Raw genomic sequence first — 21,659 nt, 5'->3', positions numbered from 1 at the left:
GGTCGTGGAAATCGGGTCTTTCGGGCTGAACGACTTAGATGGAGTATTCGGCAGGCCCACGCACTTTGGCGTAGGGCCCGGGGACGAACTGGTAGCCGCCCCCTCGATTGGTGGCGATCGTGTACCGGGCACCACCCAGCTTGCGCCGTACGCGGGCCACATAGGCGTCGATGGATCGCGGGGCGCACCCCGGGAACTTGAGCGACTCAAGGAACTCCTGGAGTTCACTGCGGGCTATCGGCCGCGAGCAGTTTTCCACAAGGTACCGCAAGAGCCTGAATTCGACGCCGGTCAGCGGCACAGGTTGTTCATCAACCAGAACTGATTCGGTGGCAAGGTCCACAGCCATCCTGCGGAGGCCGGGCCGGGGCCGGACTCCGGCGTCGTCTCGTTCAGCGGCATCTTCATCGATCCCCGAATTGGGGCGGGGGCCGGGTTGGGCTGTTCCGGTGGCAGACCGATGATGGACTTCCGCCTCCGGAACAATTCTCAGCACGCGCTCCAGCAGAACCTCCGCCGCGTGAACCATGGCAGCTTCATCTGCGCAGGACGATTCAACCCAGATCGCCAGGCCCTTGGGCGCGTTTTTGGGGCCCGGGCGTTGCCCCACCGAGCCCGGACTCTGTTCCTCATGTGCCCTCAGGCGGGGGGGCAGGGGCATTGACAGCCACTGGCGCTGCGGGTTAGACGCCGCCGCGGCGCAACAGGGTGCCGTGGGGGGTGTGGTGGTTGATTTGCTGGCCGCGGAGGTAGGTTTTGCGCACGACGCCGGAGAGCGCTTTGCCGTCGTAGGGGGTGATGGGGTTCTTGTGCTGAAGTTTGGTGACGTCCACGACGTAAGCGTCGTCGGGGGCGAAGATGGCGAAGTCCGCGTCGTAGCCGAGGGCGAGCCGTCCCTTGGTGGACAGGCGGGCGAGTTCGGCGGGTTTGGCGGCCATCCAGGAGATGACTTGTTCCAGGGTGATGCCGCGGTGCCGGGCCTCGGTCCAGATCAGGGACAGTCCCAGCTGCAGGGAGGACACTCCGCCCCAGGCGACGGCGAAGTCGCCGTTCTCGAGGTCTTTCAGGTCCAGGGTCGAGGGGGAGTGGTCCGAGACGATGCAGTCGATGGTGCCTTCCTGCAGGCCTTTCCAGAGCAGTTCCCGGTTGGAGGCCTCCCTGATCGGCGGGCAGCATTTGTAGGCGGTGGCGCCGTCGGGGATTTCCTCGGCCATCAGGGTCAGGTAGTGCGGGCAGGTCTCCACGGTCAGGTGCACGCCGTCGCGTTTGGCCGAAGCGATCATCGGCAGCGCGTCCGAGGAGGACAGGTGCAGGATGTGGGCCCTCGCTCCGGTCCAGCGGGCGCGTTCGATGACTTCGGCGATGGCCTTGTTCTCGGCCCCGCGCGGGCGTGAGGAGAGGAAGTTCGCGTAGTGGTCTCCGCCCGGGTGCGGGGCGCGGTCGATCGCGTGGGAGTCTTCGGCGTGGACGATCATGAGCGAGTCGAAGGACTTGAGCTCGGCCATGTCCTCCTCCATCTCGTCCGCTTCGAGGTGCGGGAACTCGTCCACCCCCGAGTGCAGCAGGAAGCACTTGAACCCGAAGACGCCCTCGTCGTGGAGGGGGCGAAGGTCCGCCTTGTTACCCGGGACCGCGCCGCCCCAGAAGCCGACATCCACAAACGCCTGGTCCGCGGCGACCTCGCGCTTGAGCTTGAGGTTCTCCACCGTGGTGGTGGGCGGGATCGAATTCAGCGGCATGTCGATGATGGTGGTCACGCCGCCGGCTGCGGCGGCCCGGGTCGCGGACGCGAAGCCTTCCCACTCCGTGCGGCCAGGTTCGTTGACGTGGACGTGGGTATCGACCAGGCCCGGGATCATTGTCTCGTCATCGGCCAGATCAATGAGCTCCGCCCCGGCCAGGGCATTACCTAGCGGTTCGATCGCAACGATCCGACCGCCCCGGATCCCGACCTCACGTGCCGCGATCCCGGCCGTCGTCAGCACACGCCGGCCGCGAACAACCAAGTCATAGCGTTCTTCAGGCACTAAGGGACTCCTTCGAGGATGAGGTTTTCTTGGGCTGGAACCAGGGGGAATCGGGACCGAGCTGATTGCCGATGATGGTGCCGATCTGCTCGAGGAGACGCCCGGCTTCGTTGATGCACGTTTCCACGTTGTCTTCAATCGCGGTCAAGGCAAACGTCGCCTGGAACCCTGCGGCGCTCAGCTGGTCGGCCGTCAGCGTGGTGCGTCCGCAGACGGCGATGATCGGGACGCCGGCCAGCGCCGCCGCCCGAGCTACTCCCATGGGGGTTTTGCCGAGCAGGCTTTGTTCGTCCAGGCTGCCTTCGCCGGTGATCACGAGGTCCGCCCCGACCAGCCGGTGCGCGAGGTCGGTAAATTCCAGGACGACGTCGATTCCCGGCCGGCGGGAGGCGGCGAGGACTGCAATGGCGGCATACCCGACACCGCCTGCGGCGCCGGCGCCCGGGGCTTCCGCAGCCTTCAGCGCCCGGGAGCCCAGCTCGTCGCCGAGCACCTGCACGTAACGTGCCAGTGCGGAGTCCAGCGTGCGGACGTCCTCAGTGGCGGCCCCCTTTTGCGGGCCAAACACCGCCGCCGCGCCGTCCGGGCCAAGCAGCGGATTGTCGACGTCGCTGGCCAGCACGAACCTGGTGTCCTCCAGCCGTGGATCGAAATCGGAGAAGTCAATCCACTTCAGCCGGGCCAGTGCGGCCCCGCCAGCCGGAAGCTGGTTTCCGTCCGCATCCATGAAGCGCGCACCCAGGCCTTGCAGCACCCCGGCGCCGCCGTCGGTGTTGGCGCTTCCGCCGACGCCGAGGATAATCTTGCGGCAACCAGCGTCCAGGGCCGCCCGGATCAGCTGCCCGGTGCCCAGGGACGTTGCCCCCAGTGCGTCCTTCGTGCCTCCGGGCAACACGGCGAGTCCTGACGCCGTCGCCATTTCAATGACTGCCTCGCGGCCCCGCACGGCGAATTCGGCCTCAAGCGGCTCGCCCGTCGGGCCGCTGACGACGGCGCTGCGGCGGGTGAAGCCGGAGCCGACGGCGGCGTCGAGGGTGCCCTCGCCGCCGTCGGCCACGGGGATGCCATCCACGTCCAGGACCTGCCCGGCAGTCTGTTTCAAGGATTGAAGACCCTTTGTGAGGTGGGTGACAATGTCCGGGGCCGATAGTGAGCCCTTGAACTTGTCCGGTGCTATGACCACTCGCATGCCGGGGTTTCCTTTCGATGAATCAGACGTGCCGGGTTGGCGCGCGGGAGGCGGCTGGTACTAGTCCAGCAGGGCGATGATGGCCGTCGGGGCGTCCTCGCCCTGTGCGGCGAGGTCCTCGAACTCGTTGACCGCGTTGATCTCTGTGCCCATGGAGATGTTGGTGATCTTCTCCAGGATCACTTCGACCACGACCGGGACGTTGAACTCGCTCATGAGCGCCTTGGCCTTGTCGAAGGCTGCCGGCAGGTCCTTGGGGTCTTCCACCCGGATGGCTTTGCAGCCCAGGCCTTCGGCGACCTTCAGGTGGTCCACGCCGTAGCCGTTGGTCTCCGGGGAGTTGATGTTATCGAACGCCAGGGACACGTTCTGTTCCATCTTGAAGCCGCGCTGGGACTGGCGGATCAGGCCCAGGTACGAGTTGTTCACCACCACATGCACGTACGGGAGGTTGAACTGGGCGCCAACGGCGAGTTCTTCGATCATGAACTGGAAATCGTAGTCACCGGAGAGGGCGACGACGGTCTCGCCCGGCTTGCCTCGGACTACGCCGAGCGCGGCGGGTCCGGTCCAGCCCAGCGGGCCGGCCTGGCCGGCGTTGATCCATTTGCGCGGCCCGAAGACGTGCAGCATCTGCGCGCCGGCAATCTGGGACAGGCCGATCGTGGTCACGTAGGTGGTGTCCTTGCCGAAGGACTTGTTCATTTCCTCGTACACGCGCTGGGGCTTGATCGGGACATTCTCAAAGTGCGTCTTGCGCTGCAGCGAGCCCTTGCGCTGGACGCATTCGGCGACCCAGGTGCTGTAGTCCGGCAAAGTGCCGGCGGACTTGCGTTCCCGGGCGAGCTCCAGGAGCCCGTCCAGTGCCGCGCCGGCGTCGGAGGCGATGCCCAGGTCCGGGGAGAAGACGCGGCCGATCTGGGTGGGCTCGATGTCGATGTGCACGAACTTGCGGCCGGCCGTGTAGGTGTCCAGTCCGCCGGTGTGGCGGTTGGCCCAGCGGTTGCCGATGCCGATCACGAAGTCCGAGGCCAGCATGGTCTCGTTGCCGTAGCGGTGTGAGGTCTGCAGGCCCACCATGCCGGCCATCAGGCGGTGGTCGTCCGGGATGGAGCCCCAGCCCATCAGGGTGGGGATGACCGGGACGCCCAGCAGTTCGGCCAGTTCAACAAGCTGCGCCGAGGCCGAAGCGTTGATCACGCCGCCGCCGGCCACGATCAGCGGGTGCTTCGCTGCGGTGAGCATGTCCAGCGCCTTTTCCAGCTGCTTGCGGCTGGCCTTGGGCTTCTCGACGGCCAGGGGCTCGTAGGTGTCGATGTCGAACTCGATCTCGGCCATCTGCACGTCGAACGGCAGGTCCAGCAGCACCGGGCCGGGGCGGCCGGAGCGCATCAGCTGGAAGGCCTTCTGGAAGGCACCCGGGATCTGGCCGGGCTCGAGCACCGTCATGGCCATCTTGGTGACCGGCTTGGCGATGGATTCGATGTCCACGGCCTGGAAGTCTTCCTTGTGCAGCTTGGCGACGGGGGCCTGTCCGGTGATGCACAGCATGGGGATGGAGTCCGCCCAGGCAGCGTACAGTCCGGTGATCATGTCGGTGCCGGCGGGCCCGGACGTGCCGATGCAGATGCCGATGTTGCCGTCCTTGGCCCGGGAATACCCGTCGGCCATGTGGGAGGCGCCTTCCACGTGCCGGGCGAGGGTGTGGCGGATCCCGCCGTGCTCCCGCATCGCGGAGTAGAAGGGGTTGATCGCCGCGCCTGGCAGGCCGAACGCCTCAATGGCGCCCTCCTTTGCCAGGATGGCGACGGCTGCGTCTACGGTGCGCATCTTCGTCATGGTGTTCTCCTTGAAAGTCTGTTGGGTGTGCTGGTGCGGCTGATGTGCGGCAGTGTTACTTGCGGCCGCTGAGCTGGAGGGTTTGCTTGAACAGTCCGGAGTGGTCGAGGCCGCCGTCGCCCTGGTTGACGGTGGCGGCGACAAGCTGCGCGGCGAGGGCGCCGAGGGGAAGTGAGACGTTGGCCTCGCGGGCGGCCGAAGTGACGATGCCCATGTCCTTGTGGTGGAGGGCGAGGCGGAAGCCGGGCGCGAAGTCGCGGTCCAGCATCTTCTGGCCCTTCTGGTCCAGGACCTTGGAGCCGGCCAGGCCGCCGCCGAGGACCTTGAGCGCCGCATCGGTGTCGACACCGTAGGCCTCGAGGAAGGCGACGGCTTCACCCAGGACCTGGATGTTGACGGCGACGATCAGCTGGTTGGCTGCCTTGACCGTCTGGCCGGAGCCGGCCGGGCCCACATGGACGATGGTCTTGCCTACAGCGTTGAGTACGTCCTGTGCTGCCTCGAAGTCTTCCGCGCTGCCGCCCACCATGATGGAGAGGGCGGCGTTGATGGCACCCTGCTCGCCGCCGGACACCGGGGCGTCCAGCGCGCGGATGCCGGCTGCCCGGGCATCGTCCGCGAGCCGCTTGGCCACATCCGGGCGGATGCTGCTGGCGTCAATCCAGAGGGTGCCCTGCTTCGCGTTCGCGAACAGGCCCTCGGGTCCGGAGACGACGCCTTCGACGTCCGGGGAGTCCGGCACCATCGTAATAACGACGTCCGCTTCCTTGACGGCATCAGCGATGCTCGTTGCACCCTGGCCGCCCTCGGCGATCAACGCGTCAATCTTGTCCTGGCTGCGGTTGAAGCCGGTGACGCTGTGGCCGGCCTTGACAAGGTTGACGGCCATGGGGAGGCCCATGATTCCGAGACCGATGACTGTTACGTTGCTCATGACGTTTTCCTTTGCTGAAATGTGTGGGGCCGGGTACGCGGTCAGTTTGCGGCGGGCTGGCGGATTGCCCAGTTGAAGGCCGTTGCGGCCGGTTCCTTGTATTCGAGGCCGATGTAGCCCGTGTAGCCGAGTTCGCGGCTGCGGGAGATCCATTCGCCGAGCGGAAGGTTGCCGGTTCCGGGGGCTCCGCGGCCGGGGTTGTCGGCGATCTGGATGTGACCGAAGTCCCTGGCGTGCTGCTCGATGACGGCGGCAACGTCGTCGCCGTTGACGGCAAGGTGGTAGAAGTCGGCGAGGAGCTTGACGTTGTCCGCGCCGGATTCTTCCTTGACCCGGGCGATCACCTTCAGGGCGTCGGCGGCGGTGAGCAGCGGGTACCGCGGCGCTCCGCTGACCGGCTCCAGGAGGACGGTGCCGCCGATCCGGGCGACGCCGGCGGCTGCTGTCGCGAGGTTCTCGGCGCCGACGGCATCCTGCTTCTCGGGGGACTCCCCATCGACGCGGTTGCCGTAGAGAGCGTTGAAAGCTTTGCAGCCGAGGCGCTCCCCGATGCCGGCGACGACGTCGATGTTGTCCAGGAACTCGGCCGAGCGGGCCGGCCAGGACACCAGGCCGCGGTCACCTCCCGGCATGTTGCCGGCGTTGAAGTTCAGGCCGGAGAGCTGGACACCGGCGTCGGTGATGGCCTTTTCGAACGTCGCAACCTCGGTGTCCGAGGGAACAGAGGTGTCAAACGGCCACCAGAATTCGACAGCGTCAAAGCCGGCCGCCTTGGCGGCTGCGGGCCGTTCCAGGAGCGGCAGTTCCGTCAGCAGGATGGAGCAGTTCACGGTATACGTCATTGGATTCGTCCTTAGCCCTCTGAACCGCCAACAACCGGCAGGTTTCACGTTCTCGATATTCCGCTTTGTGGAATCTTTATTTTGCTTTATGAAAAGTTTAGGGCTTCGCGGCACGCACCGTCAACCCAGATACGCCCGGGCGGCGATTAAACGACGGCGCCCCGGCCAGAATGTGCCGGGGCGCCGTTTACGGATAATTAGGTCAGGCGAATCTGACGGTTGACATCCTTGTACAGCAGATATCGGAAGTTGCCGGGGCCACCGGCGTAGCAGGCCTGCGGGCAGAAGGCGCGCAGCCACATAAAGTCGCCGGCCTCCACCTCCACCCAGTCATTGTTGAGCAAGTACATGCCCTTGCCCTCCAGAACGTACAGTCCGTGCTCCATCACATGGGTTTCGGGGAATGGGATCACACCGCCGGGCTTGAACGTCACGATGTTCACGTGCATATCATGTGCCAGGTCGTTGGGGTCCGCGAAACGCGTGGTCTTCCAGACGCCGTCGACATCCGGCATTTCGCCCGGCTCGACCTCCTGGTCGCTCGTGACGAAGGATTTCGCCTCGTAGCCTTCCAGCCGCTCGTAAGCCTTGCGGATCCAGTGGAAGGACACGACATCGTCCGAAACATTTTCCAGGCCCCACTGCGCGCCGGCAGCAATGTAGGCGTAGCCGCCTTCCTCGAGCTGGTGCAGTTCACTGTCAAGGGTCAGGTTGACTTTGCCCCTGGTCACGAAGATGACGCCTTCAACGCCTGCCTCGAATTCCGCCTTGGGCGCGCCGCCGCCAGGACCAATCTCCACGATCAGCTGGGAGAAGGTAGTGGCGAACCCGGAGATGGGGCGGGCGATGATCCAGGAGCGGGTGTTCGAGAAGCCCGGCAGGTTGCTGGTCACGATGTCCGTCAGCACACCCTTGGGGATGACCGTATAAGCCTCCGTGACGATCGCGCGCTCGGTCGTGAGGTGGGTCTGCGGCGGCAGGCCGCCTTCGGGAGTGTAGTACTTGCCCATCGGTTAGATCCTTACTTAGGAGGTGGAAGCGATGGCCAGCCGCGGGTGGGCCAGTGCGGTTAGCGTCGGGACTCCGACGCCGGCAAGCCCCTGGACTTCGCCGGCACCGACAGCGCCGCACTGGACGCCTCGCAGCACGAACGCTGCCAGTGCCCGGGCGGTGGCCGGCTCGTCCATGACGCCGCCTTCGGTTTGTTGCACATAGTTTCGCAGACGGGCCGCGGCGGCCGGAAGGCCCTGCCGGTAGAAGGCATACGTCGCCGCAAAACGGCTGGGCAGCTGGGCCGGATGCAGGTCCCAGCCCTGGTAGTAGCCCCGCTCCAACGAGCGGCGGACCAGCCGGCCATGGATCGCCCAGGCATTTTCAACGCCATCGCCCACCGGGATGATGTTGGTCGAGCCGTCGGAGAGGCGGATGCCCGTGCCGGCGACAGCCAGCTGCATGACCTCTTTAGCGAAGTCGGCCACGGGGTGCTCCATGGACTGGTACTCGGCGGAGATCTGCAGGGAGGCGGAATAGTCGTACGTTCCGTAGTGCAAACCGCTGATCCGGCCCGGGACGATGTGTGCCAGCTGGGCTACCGGCGAGGTTCCCTCGGGGCCCAGGATCAGCTGGGGTGTTTCCACCTGCACTTCAAACCTGAGCCGTCCGTGCGGCAATGAGTGGATCTCCTCAAGCCGGGAGACGGCATAGTCCATGGCCTGCACCTGGGCCACCGTGGTGACCTTGGGCAGGGTAAGGATCAGGCCCTCCGGGAGCTCGCCGCCTGAGGCAAGCGTGGAGATAAAGAGATCCAGCGTGCGCAGCCCCCGGTTCCGGGTGGGGGCTTCAAAGCACTTGAAGCGGATGCCGATGAAGGGCGGTGCGGTGCCGGCTGCGACGGCGGCCGTCACGGCCGAGGCGGCCGTGACAGCAGCGGAGTCCTCGGCGGTGTCTCCGCGGTCCCCGTAGCCATCCTCGAAGTCAAGCCTGAGGTCCTCGATCGGTTCGCTGCGCAGCTTCGCCTCGACCCGGGAAGCCACCGACTCTGCCAGTTCAGCGTCCTGGCCCAGAAGCGAGCCAAGGCGGACCAGCCCGCCGTGGGCGTCCGCGGCCTCCAGCGCCTGGGTGCCCCAGTCCGCGGCGAATGTCGGCGTAAACCGGTCGGCCGGGACATAGACCGTGTGCACCGGCTGGCGGGAGCCGTCGTCGCCCGGGTAGTTCTGCTCCAGCAGCCGGTCGGTCGCTGCCAGTTGCGATTCGATTTCGGCCAGGTCCCTTGGACTCAAGGAAGCGTTGATGCCCATATATCAGCCGACCAATTCGTAGGCGGGCGTGGTGAGGAAGTCCGTATAGTCCTCGGACAGGCAGATATCACCGATCAGCTTACTGGCAGGCAGGTAGAACTTCTCGAAGGTCTCATGACCCACTTCGCCGCGCAGTTTCTCCGTTTCTTCACCCAGGATCGTCTCGACCAGCTCGCGAGTGACCGTGTTGCCAGTATCCGAGAGGACCACTGCGTTGCGGATCTGCTGCCACACCTGGGAGCGGGAAATTTCGGCCGTGGCCGCATCCTCCATGAGGTTGTGGATGGCCACCGCGCCGTTGCCCGAGACCCAGACCGCCGTGTAGGCCACGGCAACATAAAGGTTCAGGCGCAGGCCTGCCTCGGTGACCTGCCCGTCTGCTGATGCGACATCCAGCAGTTGGCCGGCGGTGACCGACACCTCCGGCCGCTGCTTGTCCAGCTGGTTGGGGCGTGCGCCGAGGACGGAGTCAAAGACCTCGGCACAGATCGGAACGAGGTCAGGGTGCGCCACCCAGGAACCGTCAAAACCGTCGTTCGCCTCGCGGGTCTTGTCCGCCCGGACCTTTGCGAAGGCCTGTGCTGTGACTTCGGGTTCACGCCGGTTGGGGATCACCGCGGCCATACCACCCATGGCGAATGCTCCGCGGTGGTGGCAGGTCTTGACCAGCAACTCGGTGTAGGCGCGCATGAACGGAGCCGTCATGGCCACCGTGGCCCGGTCCGGGAGAACAAAGCTGGCACCGGCGTCGCGGAAGTACTTGATAATGCTGAACAGGTAGTCCCAGCGGCCGGCGTTGAGCCCCGAGGCGTGGTCGCGGAGTTCGTAAAGGATTTCGTCCATTTCAAACGCAGCAGGAATGGTTTCGATCAGCACCGTGGCACGGACGGTTCCCTGCGGGATGCCGAGGTGGTCCTGGGCGAAGACAAACACGTCATTCCAGAGCCGTGCTTCGAGGTGGCTCTCCATCTTGGGCAGGTAGTAGTACGGGCCGTGGCCGTTGCTGATCAGCTGCCGGGCGGTGTGGAAGAAGTGCAGGCCGAAATCGACGAGGGCACCCACGGCCGGCTGCCCGTCAATGAGCAGGTGGCGTTCGTCCATGTGCCAGCCGCGGGGACGTGCGACGACGACGGCGAGCGGTGCGTCTGTCCGGAGGGTGTATTCCTTGCCTTCCGGGGAGGTGTAGCGAAGGGTTCCGGCGGCGGCATCCCGGAGGTTAAGGAGTGCGTCGATGACGTTGGGCCAGGTGGGTGTGCTGGCATCCTCGAGATCTGCCAGCCACACCTTGGCGCCGGAGTTCAGTGCGTTGATGGCCATTTTGGCGGGGGTGGCTGGGCCGGTCATTTCCACGCGCCGGTCCTGGAGCGCCTTTGGTGCCGGGGCCACCGCCCATGTGCCCTTGCGTACGTCTTGGGTCTCCGGCAGGAAATCAAGTTTCCCGGTCCGGGCTACTTGCTCGCGCTTCGCGGTGCGGGCCTTGAGGAGGTCGGTACGGGTACCGGCGAAGCGATTGTGGAGTTCCTCCACAAAGGCCAGCGCCTCCGGCGTCAGGATTTCCTCTGCACGTGCGATCGGGTGCGGGTCAGTGACTATGTGCGCCATTGTCCGGTCCTTTCCTTGGCTGTGTATCAGGCTTTGACGGAATTTGCGGCTGAGGCGGCATGGGCTGCGTGGGCGACCGCGGACGCTACGTCGGCGGCAACGTGGGGATCGAAGACGCTGGGGATAATGTAGCTGGCATTGAGCTCATCGTCAGCCACCCGGTTGGCGATTGCCTCGGCGGCCGCCACCAGCATCTCCGGGATGATGTCCGACGCTCCGGCGTCCAGCAGGCCGCGGAAGAAGCCGGGAAAGGCCAGCACGTTGTTGATCTGGTTCGGGAAGTCGCTGCGGCCGGTTGCCACGACTGCCGCGTGCCGGGACGCGCTGACCGGGTCGATTTCCGGGGTCGGGTTTGCCATGGCGAAGACGATCGCGTCCTTGGCCATGGCGGCGACCTGCTCCTCGCCGATCACGTTGGGGGCGCTGACGCCGATGAAGACGTCGGCGCCCTTGATCGCCTCGTGCAGGGTCCCGGAGAAACCGTCCTCATTGGTGTTGGCCGCGATCCAGGTTCGGTGTTCGTCGTCGTAGTCCACGCCGGAGTGGATGGCACCGGAGCGTCCGGCGGCGATGATGTGCCGGGCACCCTGGGCCTTGAGCAGCTGGATGATGGCCGACCCGGCGGCGCCGACCCCGGAGACCACGATCCGGACGTCACCAAGCTTTTTGTCCACGACACGCAGTGCGTTGGTCAACGCGGCCAGGGTGACGATGGCGGTGCCGTGCTGGTCGTCGTGGAAGACCGGAATGTCCAGTTCTTCGCGGAGCCGGTTCTCGATCTCAAAGCAGCGCGGTGCCGCGATGTCCTCCAGGTTCACGCCGCCGTAGACAGGGGCGAGGGCCTTGACGATCATGATGATCTCCTCGGTGTCCTGGGTATCCAGGCAGACCGGCCACGCGTCCACGTTGGCGAACTGCTTGAACAGGGCCGCCTTGCCTTCCATCACCGGAAGAGCCGCCGCGGGACCGATGTTCCCCAGGCCCAGGACAGCGGAGCCGTCGGTGACAACCGCGATAGTGTTGCGCTTGATCGTCAGGTTACGGGCGGCGTCGGGGTTCTCTGCGATCGCCAGGCAGACGCGGGCAACCCCGGGAGTGTAGGCCCGGGAGAGATCGTCGCGGTTGCGCAGCGCCACCTTGGGGACAACCTCGAGTTTTCCGCCCAGGTGCATGAGGAAGGTGCGGTCAGAAACGTTGCGGACGGTGACGCCCTCAAGTGCGTTCAGCGCATCCTTCACGCGGCCCGCATGCTCGTCGTCGGTCGTGTTGCAGGTGACATCGACCACGAGTGTCTCATGGTGGGACTCGGTGACGTCCAGGGCGGTGATGGCAGCGCCGGCAGCGCCGACGGCGGCTGCAAGTTCGCTGGTGGCGGTGAAGCTGGACGGTGCGTCCACGCGCAGGGTGATCGAATTTCCGGGGCTCGGGTTCGCCATTGAATGTTCCTCCAGTTCGGGCCCAGGTCTGGGCTGCTGTGCTAAATCAAAAAGTTTCGTATTATGGATATTATTATCTACTTTGTGGAAATACAAGTCTTAGAGTGCCGGTTCCATCTTCGGGCCGTACTGTTAACTCTTGCACCCAAGTATTTTCACGATGTGGATACTAATTGCCACATCAATCCCGCAGGAGACCCCGTTATGGCTGAAAAAGCCCCCGGAGGCGTGCAGTCCGTTGAGCGCGTCTTCGAACTCTTGGAACTCATTACCGACGCCGGCGGTGAGGTCACGCTCAGCGAACTCTCGTCCTCCACGGAGTTGCCGCTGCCCACGATCCACCGGCTCCTGCGCACGCTCGTGACGCTGGGATACATCCGCCAACTGCCGAACCGCCGCTATGCACTGGGCCCCCGGCTGATCAGGCTGGGCGAAGGGGCCAACCAGCAGCTCGGCGCCCTGGCCCGGCCGCAGCTGAAATCCCTCGTGGACCAGCTCGGCGAGACAGCCAATATGGCTGTGCTCGACTCGGACATGGTCATCTATGTGGCACAGGTGCCCTCGTTGCACTCCATGCGGATGTTCACCGAAGTGGGCCGCCGGGCCCACACCCACGCCACGGGCGTGGGCAAGGCCATCCTGTCCCAGCTCGATGACGAGACCGTCCGCGGCATCGTCCACCGCAGCGGGATGCCTGTTGCCACCTCGAAGAGCATCGGCGATATCGACACCCTGCTGCAGGATCTTAAACTGATCCGCGAACGCGGCTACTCCATTGACGAGGAGGAACAGGAGATCGGCGTCCGCTGCTTCGCCATGGCCGTCCCCAGTGCACCGACACCGTCGGCTATTTCGGTGTCCGGCCCGGTCTCGCGCGTGGATCAGTCCTTCGCAGAGCGTGCCGTACCGCTGCTGCGCGCTGCTGCCCAGGTCATCTCGGGTGAGCTGAACCACCGGTAAGCCCGGGCCGCTCTATCGCAGCGCGCCGCGAGATGTCAGCGGCGGAAACCCCTGAAGCCCATGTTCCTGGTGAACATGGGCTTCAGGGGTTTCCGCTGCTATAGACCTCAGCGGGGGGCTCCGGCCGGCGGGTCAGTGCTCGGCAGGGTCGCCCAACGGTGCCACGGGCACTTCCTTGCCGTCGCAGTCGATCAGTTTGCCGTTTTCAAAGTGGTCGCCGTCTGCTAGCAGCTTCAGGTCTTCGTTGCGGATGACCCGTCCGGTGCCGGCCACGAAAACTGACTGATTCTCGGAGTTGCCGGCCTTAAGGTGGTTGAACAGGAGGTTCAGCAGGATCGCCATCACGGCCGCGGAGCTGATGCCGGAGTGGAAGATCGTGCCAAACCAGGCCGGGAACTTGTCATAGAAAGTCGGTGCGGCGATCGGGACCATGCCGAAGCCGATCGACGCCGCCACGATAATCAGGTTCATGTTGTTCCGGTACTCGACCTTCGCGAGAGTCCTGATACCACTGGCAGCCACGGTGCCGAACAGCACGATACCGGCGCCACCCAGGACGGCCGTAGGAACGGCAGCGACAACGCGACCCAGCACCGGCAGCAGGCCCAGCAGGACCAGAATCACGCCGCCCGCCGCCACCACGTAGCGGCTCTTGATCTTGGTGACGGCCACCAGGCCTACGTTTTGTGCAAAGGCGCTCTGCGTGAAGGAACCAAAGACGGGGGCAACCATGCTGGAGACCATATCGGCACGCAGACCCGCTGCGATCCGCTTGGAGTCGGTCTTCGTGCCGACGATTTCGCCGACGGCCAGAATGTCGGCCATGGTTTCGGTCAGGATCACCAGGACAACGATCACCATTGAAATGATTGCTGCAATTTCAAAGGTGGGGACACCCAGGTGGAACGGGGAGGGGAAGGCGACGATGGGGCCGTCGCCGACTTTGGAAAAGTTGGCCATGCCGGTGACGACGGCGACGATCGTGCCGATCACCATGGCCAGCAGGATCGACAGGCGGGAAATGGTGGCGCTGCCGACCTTGCTCAGGACCAGCACCAGGGCGAGGGTGATGGCAGCGAGTCCGATGTTGGCCATGCTGCCGTAGTCCTCGGACTTCCGGTTGCCGCCCATGGCCCAGTTGGCCGCGACGGGCATCAGGGTCAGCCCGATGGTGGTGATGACGGTGCCCGTCACCACGGGCGGGAAGAACCGGACGATCTTGGAAAAGACCGGGGCGATCAACAGACCGATTGCCGCCGAGACAATGACGGCGCCAAAGACTGACGGCAGTCCGCCGCCACCGGTGACGATCGCCACCATCGTGGCTACGCTGGCGAATGAAACGCCCTGCACGAGAGGCAGTTGCGAGCCGAAGAACGGGAGTCCCAGGGTCTGGAGCAGGGTGGCCAGGCCGCCCATGAACAGGGCGGCGGCGATCAGGATCCCGATGTCGGCCGGCGCCAGGCCGGCTGCCTGGCCCACGATCAGCGGCACCGCGATGATACCGCCGTACATGGTCAGGACATGCTGGAATCCGTAGGCGAAGCTGCTCCCGACGGAGAGCCGTTCGTCTTCGGGACGAGCGGGAGCTGTGCGGCCGCCGGTCACCTCTTCGGCATTCTTGGCGTTCTTCTTGTTCATGGCAGACTTTCTTGGTTCATGGCAGACGTCGTCGTCTGGCTAACAGGTGTCTGGCTAACTGGGCTGCGGTTAACGCGGTGCTGCTGTGCTGCGGATAGCTCGGTGAGGCGGTGACGCGGTCGGGTAGGCAGGCCGGTGGGTGCGCCTGCGCCATGCGACGTTTTTCCTTAGCAGAAGCCCGCGATTCCCGACCATGCAATGGCTGCCGGGGCGGATTCTTCACGCTGGACGGTGGCCTCGATCAGGCCATACGGCCGGTCGGCGGCGAAGAAGACTTCGTTGGGGTTGTCCAGGCCGAAGGGTGAGAGATCCACCAGGAAATGGTGCTTGTTCGGCATCGAGAACTTGATTTCATCGATCTCGCTGTGGGCCTCAAGGACCTTCTTGCCCATGTCGAAGAGCGTCTGCTGCAGGGCATGGGAGTAGTTCTCGGTGAAGCCCTCCAGCAGAAGGCTCTTGACATCTTCGTAGCTCTTGTTGAAGTCGAGGCCGCTGAAGTCCGTTCCGGTCTTGAAGCGCCAGCGCGCCGCGACGTCCGTGGCGAGGATCCGGTCGGTGGTCTCCTGCAGGGTCGTGTACTTGTCCTTGGGGTAGTCGACGAAGCCTGACTGGGTCGTCTTGAGCACGGTCAGGTCCCGGAGCCCGGAAATGAGGTGGTTCGTGTCACCGTCGCGGACGAGGACGGCGGTGCGGACTTCCTGGCCGTTGCGCACGAACGAGTGGTCGTGGGCGGTGCCGTGGGACTGGATCCGGTCCCAGCTGTAAGCCTCAGCCTCCCAGCGTCCGCCCGAGACCCAGTCGAAGCTGGACGTGAAGTGATCGCCCAGACGAAGCAGCAGGGCTTCCGGCGAGCCGATGCCCTCACGAGCAAAGGCATAAACCGTGTTCTTCTGGGTGTCGGTCGGTACAACGTGGCTGTTGTCGCCCTCGAGGTGCGCAGCGGAAAAATCGCCGCGAAGCTGTGAGGTGACGTTCAGGTCCTCGATTTCGTGACGGTCCGAATCCCGCGTGATCCTGACGACCCGGACTTCGGCCTTGCCGAACTGGTTTTCACCGAGGATGATCTTGCTGCTCATGGTCTGCTCCAAACTTCCGTGATGTGAAAAAAAATATTCACATTGAAAATAGGCACGCTTTTCGCTGCGCCACAATGGCTGTCGACCCAACAAAAAAGCCGACATCAATAGATGTCAGCTCATTACAACCCTGCCTGCTGCTCCCAGGTCTCGTGACTTGCACCACGATGTCCTTGAACAGTAGACCACTTTATCCGTGTTGTACATCACAATCTGAAAATTTCCTCGATGACCGCCCCGTGGCCGATACGGCGCCGCACCTCTTGACCCGTCCGTCGGATGCCCGTTATATTTTCATAAAGCAAGATAAGTTTTTCATTATACGGACATTGGAGACCATCATGTCACGTGAGACGGAACGGGAACCCGCTCAGACGGAATCCGCGGCGAGGTCGGCAGAGTCAGCGCCGGAGTTGTATTTTCCTGCCGGCGGCGGAACGGATCCGGATTTCTCCCCCCGCACAGTCCGGGAGGATACCCCGGGCCGCTTTTCACGCTGGCTGCACAGTCACCCGTTTGCCGGCCGGCGTACGCGCTGACGCTGAAAATGGGGGCGGGTGTGCGCAGCGCGGGTTGATCACCACCAGGACCGATCCGCCTCCGCCTTCCGCTTCCTGCAGAAATAAGGTGTCTGTGTTCCGTTGAGGGCGGATAAACAACAAATCTGACATTCGTGCTCGACGGCAACAATCCACGGTCCCGCGGACAAGAAACCGTGCCCTCACCAGAAGACTAACCAGTGGGCTTACCGGCACCATAGAGCGACCGGAACGTGCTCCTTAAGTCTGCTCCTGCACGCATGGACAGCACCTGACCCACCAGTGTCCTGTACGGCTCCGAGGGCCGGCCGTGTATCTGCTTCCGAGGCAGCCGGGGATCCCGGATCCCGTGCCCAGGCTCTCAACGACTGCACAGCAGATGCCCGGCTGGGATATCCCAGCCGGGCGCCTGCCTGGTCGAGCACTGAATCATCAGCGGCCCTCAAAGCTGCAGGGGCCCCTAAAGTCCGTCAGGAATCCCCGCCGGACCCTCCGGTGGTGCCGGCGTTGACGTTGTGCAGCTTGTACTTCTCGATGGCGTGGGCCGGAGCCTGGGCATCGACCTCTCCTCGGCGGGCCAGCATCTGCAGGGAACGGACCACTACAGAGTGGATGTCATTCTTGAAGAAGCGGCGTGCGGCGGCGCGGGTATCCGAGAAGCCGAAGCCGTCCGCACCGAGGGAGGCGAACTCGTTCGGGAGGAACTGGCGGATCTGGTCCGGCACGGCCTTCATGTAGTCGGTCACGGCCACAATCGGACCCGTCGCGCCGGCGAGCTGTTCGGTGACGAACGGGACGCGGGCGGGCTGGCCGGGGTTGAGGAAAGCCTCCTCCTCGGCGGCCATGGCGTCGCGGCGCAGTTCGCTCCAGGACGTCACGGACCAGACGTCGGCGGAGACGCCCCAGTCCTCGGCGAGGACCCGCTGGGCTTCCAGAGCCCAGGGGACAGACACGCCGGATGCGAGGATCTGCGTGCGCGGGCCGTCAATTTTGGCCGGCGCCAGTAGGTAGATGCCCTTGATGATGCCCTCGACGTCCATGTTCTCCGGTGCCGGGGGCTGGATGATGGGCTCATTGTAGACCGTGAGGTAGTACATCAGGTTCCGGTCTGTTGAGGCGGGGCCGTACATCCGGTTCAGGCCGTCGCGGATGATCACGCCGATCTCGTAGCCGTACGCCGGGTCGTAGGTGACGACGGCGGGGTTGGTGGAGGCCAGGAGCGGGGAGTGCCCGTCGGCGTGCTGCAGGCCTTCGCCGGTGAGGGTGGTCCGGCCCGCGGTGGCGCCGATGATGAACCCGCGCGTCATCTGGTCCGCCGCGGCCCAGAAGGAGTCCCCGGTGCGCTGGAACCCGAACATCGAGTAGAAGACGTAGACCGGGATGAGCGGTTCGCCGTGGGTGGCGTAGGAGGTTCCGGCGGCGGTGAAGGCTGCCACGGCCCCGGCCTCGTTGATACCAGGGTGGATCAGTTGACCCTGTGCCGATTCTTTATACGCCAGGACGAGCTCGCGGTCCACGGAGAGGTAGTTCTGGCCGTCCGGGCTGTAGACCTTCGCCGTCGGGAAGAAGGCGTCCATGCCGAAGGTCCTGGATTCATCCGGGACGATCGGCACGATCCGCTTGCCGAACTCCTTGTCCCGCATGAGGTCCTTGAGCAGGCGGACAAACGCCATCGTGGTGGCCGCCATCTGCTTGCCGGAGCCGCGGTTGGTGAACGCGTAGGTCTTCTCGTCCGGGAGGGTGATCTCGGCGTGCTCGGAGCGGCGCTCGGGGACGAAACCGCCGAGTTCCTTGCGGCGGCCCATGAGGTACTGGATCTCCGGGGAGTCCATGCCGGGGTGGTAATACGGCGGCCGGTACAGGTCCGCTTCCAGCTGCTCGTCCGTGATCGGGATGCGCAGGTGGTCGCGGAAGGCCTTGAGGTCCGCCATCGTGAGCTTCTTCATCTGGTGGGTCGCGTTGCGGCCCTCGAAGTGGGTGCCCAGGCCGTAGCCCTTGACCGTGTGCGCCAGGATGACCGTGGGCTTGCCCTTGAACTCGGTGGCGGCCTTGTAGGCGGCGTAGACCTTGTTGTAGTCGTGGCCGCCGCGCTTGAGGTTCCAGATCTCGTCGTCGGAGAGGTCCTGGACCATTTCCTTGGTCTGCGGGGTCTGGCCGAAGAAGTGCTCGCGGACGAACGCGCCGGACTCGGCCTTGTACGTCTGGTAGTCCCCGTCGACCGTCTCGTTCATGATCTTCACGAGCGAGCCGTCCTCGTCCTTGGCCAGCAGGTTGTCCCACTCGCGGCCCCAGACGACCTTGATGACGTTCCAGCCGGCGCCGCGGAAGAACGCCTCGAGTTCCTGCATGATCTTGCCGTTGCCGCGGACGGGTCCGTCGAGGCGCTGGAGGTTACAGTTGATGACGAAGTTCAGGTTGTCCAGCTTGTCGTTCGCGGCGAGCTGGAGCAGGCCGCGGGACTCGGGCTCGTCCATTTCGCCGTCGCCCAGGAACGCCCAGACCTGCTGGTCCGAGGTGTCCTTGATGCCGCGGTTGTGCAGGTAGCGGTTGGACTGCGCCTGGTAAATGGCGTTCATCGGGCCGATGCCCATGGAGACCGTGGGGAACTCCCAGAACTCCGGCATGAGCCGCGGGTGCGGGTAGGACGAAAGCGCGTGCCCTTCCTTGGACTTCTCCTGGCGGAACCCGTCCAGGTCCTCCTCGGACAAACGGCCTTCCATGAAGGCGCGGGCGTACATGCCGGGGGAGGCGTGGCCCTGGAAGAAGACCTGGTCCCCGCCGCCGTGGTGGTCCTTGCCGCGGAAGAAGTGGTTGAACCCGACCTCGTACAGGGTCGCGGCCCCGGCATAGGTCGAGATGTGCCCGCCGACGCCGATATCGGCCCGCTGCGCCCGGTGCACCATGACCGCGGCGTTCCACCGCAGCCAGGCACGGTACTTCCGCTCGATCTCCTCGTCCCCGGGGAACGGCGCCTCCTGGTCCACCGGGATCGTGTTGACGTAGTCCGTGGTGGTGACCATCGGAACACCCACGCTCTGCGCGCCGGCCCGCTGGAGCAGGCTGCGAATTATGTACTGGGCACGCTCGGTGCCCTGTTCCTGAATCAGCGTGTCCAGGGACTCCAGCCACTCGGCGGTCTCTTCCGGATCACGATCAGGCAGCTGGTTTGTCAACCCGCTGAGGATATGGGAGGTATCTTCTCCTGCAGCCATGGCCAGTCTCTCTTCATCGTTGAATGTTTGGCAAGAAGTTTCATATTGTGAGAAAACTTTCTTGCTATTCGAGATTAGCGATGAGGATGGGGGCCGTCAAGCGGCCTTGGCCGATAACGCCTCAAGGCGCACGCTTGAGGAGGAGTGGGGCTGTCAGCACGGCCCCCGGCTGACAGCCCTACCCGCTGCATTGCGGGCTCCTTCTCGGCGGGGTCCGTTGTCCCGTTCCAAGTCAGAAGGAGTTTCGTGACCACCACCCCGAGCCAAGGATCAAAGTTGCCTTTGTGACCGGATCCGGATCCGGATCCGGCTCCGGTATCGGCAGAGCGGTTGCCCGGCTAAGGCTTGCCGAGGGTCAGCGGGTTGTCCTGGGAGGACGCCGCCGGCAACAATTGATCGAGCCTGCAGGGGATCACCCCCAGGCGCACTCGGTGGTGTGTGACGTCACCGTGCCGATCGATGTCGAGCGTCTCTTCGCCGAAGCTGTCCGGCGCCGGGGCAGGGTGGACGTCCCGTTCAGCAACGCGGGAACCTTCGGGGCCGCTGCCTCAGTGGATGCGATAAGCGCGGGGGAGCGGGGATGCAATCGTGGCCGTCAGCCTGACCGGTTCGATGCTGTGCTCCGCAGCAGCGGTCCGGGTCATGAAAGTCCAGTTGCCGCTGGGCGGCCGCATTACCAACAACGTTCCATTGCCGAGCATTCACCTCGCCCCCGTACCGTGGCATACACGGTCGCTAGTGTTCCGTGTTAATGGTTTGTTTGCGTTTCATCTTGCCCAGGAGATACTCCGCTGATTTGGTCCAGATGAATGGTTTGGCGTTCTGGTTGTAGTTCTCGATGTAGCGTTCCATGGTTTCTTCCAGTTCTTTCACGGAGCTGAATGCCCCGCGTTTGAGGCACTGGCGGGTGATGATCCCGAAGAAGATCTCCACCATGTTCAGCCAGGAACAGCTGGTCGGGGTGAAGTGGAGGGTGACCCGCGGGTTGTCGGCCAGCCAGTCCTTCACGTTCTGGTGCTTATGCGTCGCGTAATTGTCGCAGATGACATGGAGCTCAACCCCGGGGTGGGCGTCGGCTGCCCGGCTAAGGAAGTCGACGAACTCGATGTTGGTGTGCTTGGGATAGAAGGCGTTCGCGCTGAGTTTGCCCGTGAGGACCTCGAGGGCGGCGAACAAGGTGGTGGTGCCGTTGCGCTTGTAATCGTGGGTCTGCTGCAGCGGGTGCGTCGAGGACAACGGCTGATCCGGGCCGGTACGGGACAGGGCCTGGATTGGGGTTTTCTCATCTGATGCGAAGTCACATCAGATGAGTCATGCGAAGCTTCGCATAACTCATCGATACTCACCACCACCGCGTTTTCCGGCGGGGACATGTACAGGCCCACCACGTCCCGGAGCTTGGACTCCAGGGCGGGGTCGGTGGAGAACTTGAACTTCTCGAGCCGGTGCGGCTGAATTTTCCAACGGCGCCAGATCCGGGCCACAGAGGAAAAGGAGACTCCGTGGCGTTCGGCCATGATCCGGGCGGACCAGTGCGAGATCCCCAACTCTGCCGGGGGCTTCCCGTCGTTGGTCAGGGTGTCCGCGATCAGGGCCAGTTCGTCTATCTCCCGCTCCCTGCCCGGGCGCTGGACATCGGACAGGGCCTCGATCCCGCCCTCGGCATAGCGGTTGCGCCACTTCAAGACCGTGGGTGCCGAAAACCCGGTGATTTGCTCGATCCGGATATTCGGCATCCCGTCGGCAGCCAACAAAACCGTGCGCGCCCGCAACGCCAACGTCGCGGAGGATGCCTTCCCGCGGGTCAGCGCCTCCAAAGCCCCCCGGTTCGGTTATCGGACGGCTGCAGGCCCTACTTCGGTGGCTCGAAGCCGCCGATCGTCCGCCCGAGAAGCCAGTGGTAGCGGGGTACGGTCCTCGAACATCGGACTGATGAGCTGCACTCCCACCGGCGGCCCCTCCGGGGACCGGCCGGCAGGTATGACGGTGGCAGGCAGTCCGGGCATGGTGGCCAAACCGGCCCATGCGGACTGGCCGGCGGACGGGTACTCGACGCCGTCGATGT

At 64.5% G+C, this 21,659-nt stretch carries 14 protein-coding genes and 2 pseudogenes; 2 read left to right on the top strand and 14 right to left on the bottom strand.

Annotated features, from left to right (window positions below; all coding sequences use genetic code 11):
- Nucleotides 1-34: 34 nt before the first annotated feature.
- The 10 genes from ABIB27_RS15720 to ABIB27_RS15675 form a co-directional block, all read right to left on the bottom strand.
- Nucleotides 35-610, bottom strand: coding sequence for a winged helix-turn-helix domain-containing protein (locus tag ABIB27_RS15720; protein ID WP_354254229.1), 576 nt, complete (start codon nucleotides 608-610; stop codon nucleotides 35-37).
- 73 nt (nucleotides 611-683) lie between these two features.
- Nucleotides 684-2,027, bottom strand: coding sequence for an allantoinase AllB (allB, locus tag ABIB27_RS15715; protein ID WP_354217391.1), 1,344 nt, complete (start codon nucleotides 2,025-2,027; stop codon nucleotides 684-686).
- Complete coding sequence (locus ABIB27_RS15710; protein ID WP_354217390.1) at nucleotides 2,020-3,216, bottom strand: glycerate kinase; 1,197 nt, start codon at nucleotides 3,214-3,216, stop codon at nucleotides 2,020-2,022. The genes allB and ABIB27_RS15710 overlap by 8 nt, the downstream gene beginning before the upstream one ends.
- Nucleotides 3,217-3,276: 60 nt before the next feature.
- On the bottom strand, nucleotides 3,277-5,055 hold the full coding sequence (gene gcl / locus ABIB27_RS15705; RefSeq protein ID WP_354217389.1) for a glyoxylate carboligase: 1,779 nt from the start codon (nucleotides 5,053-5,055) through the stop codon (nucleotides 3,277-3,279).
- 55 nt (nucleotides 5,056-5,110) lie between these two features.
- Nucleotides 5,111-6,142: a 2-hydroxy-3-oxopropionate reductase gene (locus tag ABIB27_RS15700; protein WP_502909234.1), complete on the bottom strand. Its 1,032-nt coding sequence runs from the start codon at nucleotides 6,140-6,142 to the stop codon at nucleotides 5,111-5,113.
- Nucleotides 6,031-6,831: a hydroxypyruvate isomerase family protein gene (locus ABIB27_RS15695; RefSeq protein WP_354217387.1), complete on the bottom strand. Its 801-nt coding sequence runs from the start codon at nucleotides 6,829-6,831 to the stop codon at nucleotides 6,031-6,033. Before ABIB27_RS15695 ends, ABIB27_RS15700 begins: the two co-directional genes overlap by 112 nt.
- A gap of 197 nt (nucleotides 6,832-7,028) precedes the next feature.
- Nucleotides 7,029-7,841, bottom strand: a complete 813-nt coding sequence (locus ABIB27_RS15690) for a bifunctional allantoicase/(S)-ureidoglycine aminohydrolase (RefSeq protein ID WP_354217386.1) — start codon at nucleotides 7,839-7,841, stop codon at nucleotides 7,029-7,031.
- Between the two features lie 15 nt (nucleotides 7,842-7,856).
- Nucleotides 7,857-9,128, bottom strand: a complete 1,272-nt coding sequence (locus ABIB27_RS15685; protein WP_354217385.1) for a DUF6986 family protein — start codon at nucleotides 9,126-9,128, stop codon at nucleotides 7,857-7,859.
- Nucleotides 9,129-9,131: 3 nt separating this feature from the next.
- Nucleotides 9,132-10,730: a malate synthase A gene (aceB, locus tag ABIB27_RS15680; protein WP_354217384.1), complete on the bottom strand. Its 1,599-nt coding sequence runs from the start codon at nucleotides 10,728-10,730 to the stop codon at nucleotides 9,132-9,134.
- Nucleotides 10,731-10,756: 26 nt separating this feature from the next.
- On the bottom strand, nucleotides 10,757-12,166 hold the full coding sequence (locus ABIB27_RS15675; protein WP_354217383.1) for an NAD-dependent malic enzyme: 1,410 nt from the start codon (nucleotides 12,164-12,166) through the stop codon (nucleotides 10,757-10,759).
- A gap of 204 nt (nucleotides 12,167-12,370) precedes the next feature.
- Between ABIB27_RS15675 and ABIB27_RS15670 the strand changes: the two genes are divergently transcribed.
- Nucleotides 12,371-13,126, top strand: coding sequence for an IclR family transcriptional regulator (locus ABIB27_RS15670; protein ID WP_354217382.1), 756 nt, complete (start codon nucleotides 12,371-12,373; stop codon nucleotides 13,124-13,126).
- 132 nt (nucleotides 13,127-13,258) lie between these two features.
- Here the strand turns inward: ABIB27_RS15670 and ABIB27_RS15665 are convergent, their stop codons facing one another.
- The 3 genes from ABIB27_RS15665 to aceE all read right to left on the bottom strand — a co-directional run bounded on the left by ABIB27_RS15665 (nucleotide 13,259) and on the right by aceE (nucleotide 19,594).
- Complete coding sequence (locus tag ABIB27_RS15665; protein ID WP_354217381.1) at nucleotides 13,259-14,767, bottom strand: nucleobase:cation symporter-2 family protein; 1,509 nt, start codon at nucleotides 14,765-14,767, stop codon at nucleotides 13,259-13,261.
- A 167-nt stretch (nucleotides 14,768-14,934) separates the two neighbouring features.
- Nucleotides 14,935-15,843: a factor-independent urate hydroxylase gene (pucL, locus tag ABIB27_RS15660; RefSeq protein WP_354217379.1), complete on the bottom strand. Its 909-nt coding sequence runs from the start codon at nucleotides 15,841-15,843 to the stop codon at nucleotides 14,935-14,937.
- Nucleotides 15,844-16,852: 1,009 nt separating this feature from the next.
- The gene (aceE, locus tag ABIB27_RS15655) at nucleotides 16,853-19,594 is read right to left on the bottom strand and encodes a pyruvate dehydrogenase (acetyl-transferring), homodimeric type (protein WP_354217378.1); all 2,742 of its coding nucleotides are present in this window, start codon (nucleotides 19,592-19,594) and stop codon (nucleotides 16,853-16,855) included.
- Between the two features lie 269 nt (nucleotides 19,595-19,863).
- Here aceE and ABIB27_RS15650 point away from each other — a divergent pair.
- Nucleotides 19,864-20,328 (top strand): annotated as a pseudogene (locus ABIB27_RS15650) (SDR family oxidoreductase); the annotation flags it as partial.
- Nucleotide 20,329: 1 nt separating this feature from the next.
- On the opposite strand, the pseudogene ABIB27_RS19485 reads toward ABIB27_RS15650, so the two are convergent.
- Nucleotides 20,330-21,411 (bottom strand): annotated as a pseudogene (locus tag ABIB27_RS19485) (IS630 family transposase).
- Nucleotides 21,412-21,659: the final 248 nt, after the last annotated feature.

This window comes from Arthrobacter sp. UYEF21, from assembly GCF_040546085.1.
Classification (GTDB): Bacteria; Actinomycetota; Actinomycetes; order Actinomycetales; family Micrococcaceae; genus Arthrobacter.
Note: the sequence above shows the minus strand (reverse complement) of the source record. Positions and strands in the feature narration are given on the sequence as shown.

What these genes read in the sequence shown, in the direction of transcription:
- ABIB27_RS15690 (WP_354217386.1), bottom strand. Translation starts at nt 7,841, where the DNA reads ATGGGCAAGTACTACACTCCCGAAGGCGGCCTGCCGCCGCAGACCCAC.
- ABIB27_RS15670 (WP_354217382.1), top strand. Translation starts at nt 12,371, where the DNA reads ATGGCTGAAAAAGCCCCCGGAGGCGTGCAGTCCGTTGAGCGCGTCTTC.
- ABIB27_RS15695 (WP_354217387.1), bottom strand. Translation starts at nt 6,831, where the DNA reads ATGACGTATACCGTGAACTGCTCCATCCTGCTGACGGAACTGCCGCTC.
- aceE (WP_354217378.1), bottom strand. Translation starts at nt 19,594, where the DNA reads ATGGCTGCAGGAGAAGATACCTCCCATATCCTCAGCGGGTTGACAAAC.
- gcl (WP_354217389.1), bottom strand. Translation starts at nt 5,055, where the DNA reads ATGACGAAGATGCGCACCGTAGACGCAGCCGTCGCCATCCTGGCAAAG.
- ABIB27_RS15700 (WP_502909234.1), bottom strand. Translation starts at nt 6,142, where the DNA reads ATGGATCTCCCGCAGCCGCGAACTCGGCTACACGGGCTACATCGGCCT.
- ABIB27_RS15685 (WP_354217385.1), bottom strand. Translation starts at nt 9,128, where the DNA reads ATGGGCATCAACGCTTCCTTGAGTCCAAGGGACCTGGCCGAAATCGAA.
- ABIB27_RS15710 (WP_354217390.1), bottom strand. Translation starts at nt 3,216, where the DNA reads ATGCGAGTGGTCATAGCACCGGACAAGTTCAAGGGCTCACTATCGGCC.
- pucL (WP_354217379.1), bottom strand. Translation starts at nt 15,843, where the DNA reads ATGAGCAGCAAGATCATCCTCGGTGAAAACCAGTTCGGCAAGGCCGAA.
- ABIB27_RS15665 (WP_354217381.1), bottom strand. Translation starts at nt 14,767, where the DNA reads ATGAACAAGAAGAACGCCAAGAATGCCGAAGAGGTGACCGGCGGCCGC.
- ABIB27_RS15675 (WP_354217383.1), bottom strand. Translation starts at nt 12,166, where the DNA reads ATGGCGAACCCGAGCCCCGGAAATTCGATCACCCTGCGCGTGGACGCA.
- aceB (WP_354217384.1), bottom strand. Translation starts at nt 10,730, where the DNA reads ATGGCGCACATAGTCACTGACCCGCACCCGATCGCACGTGCAGAGGAA.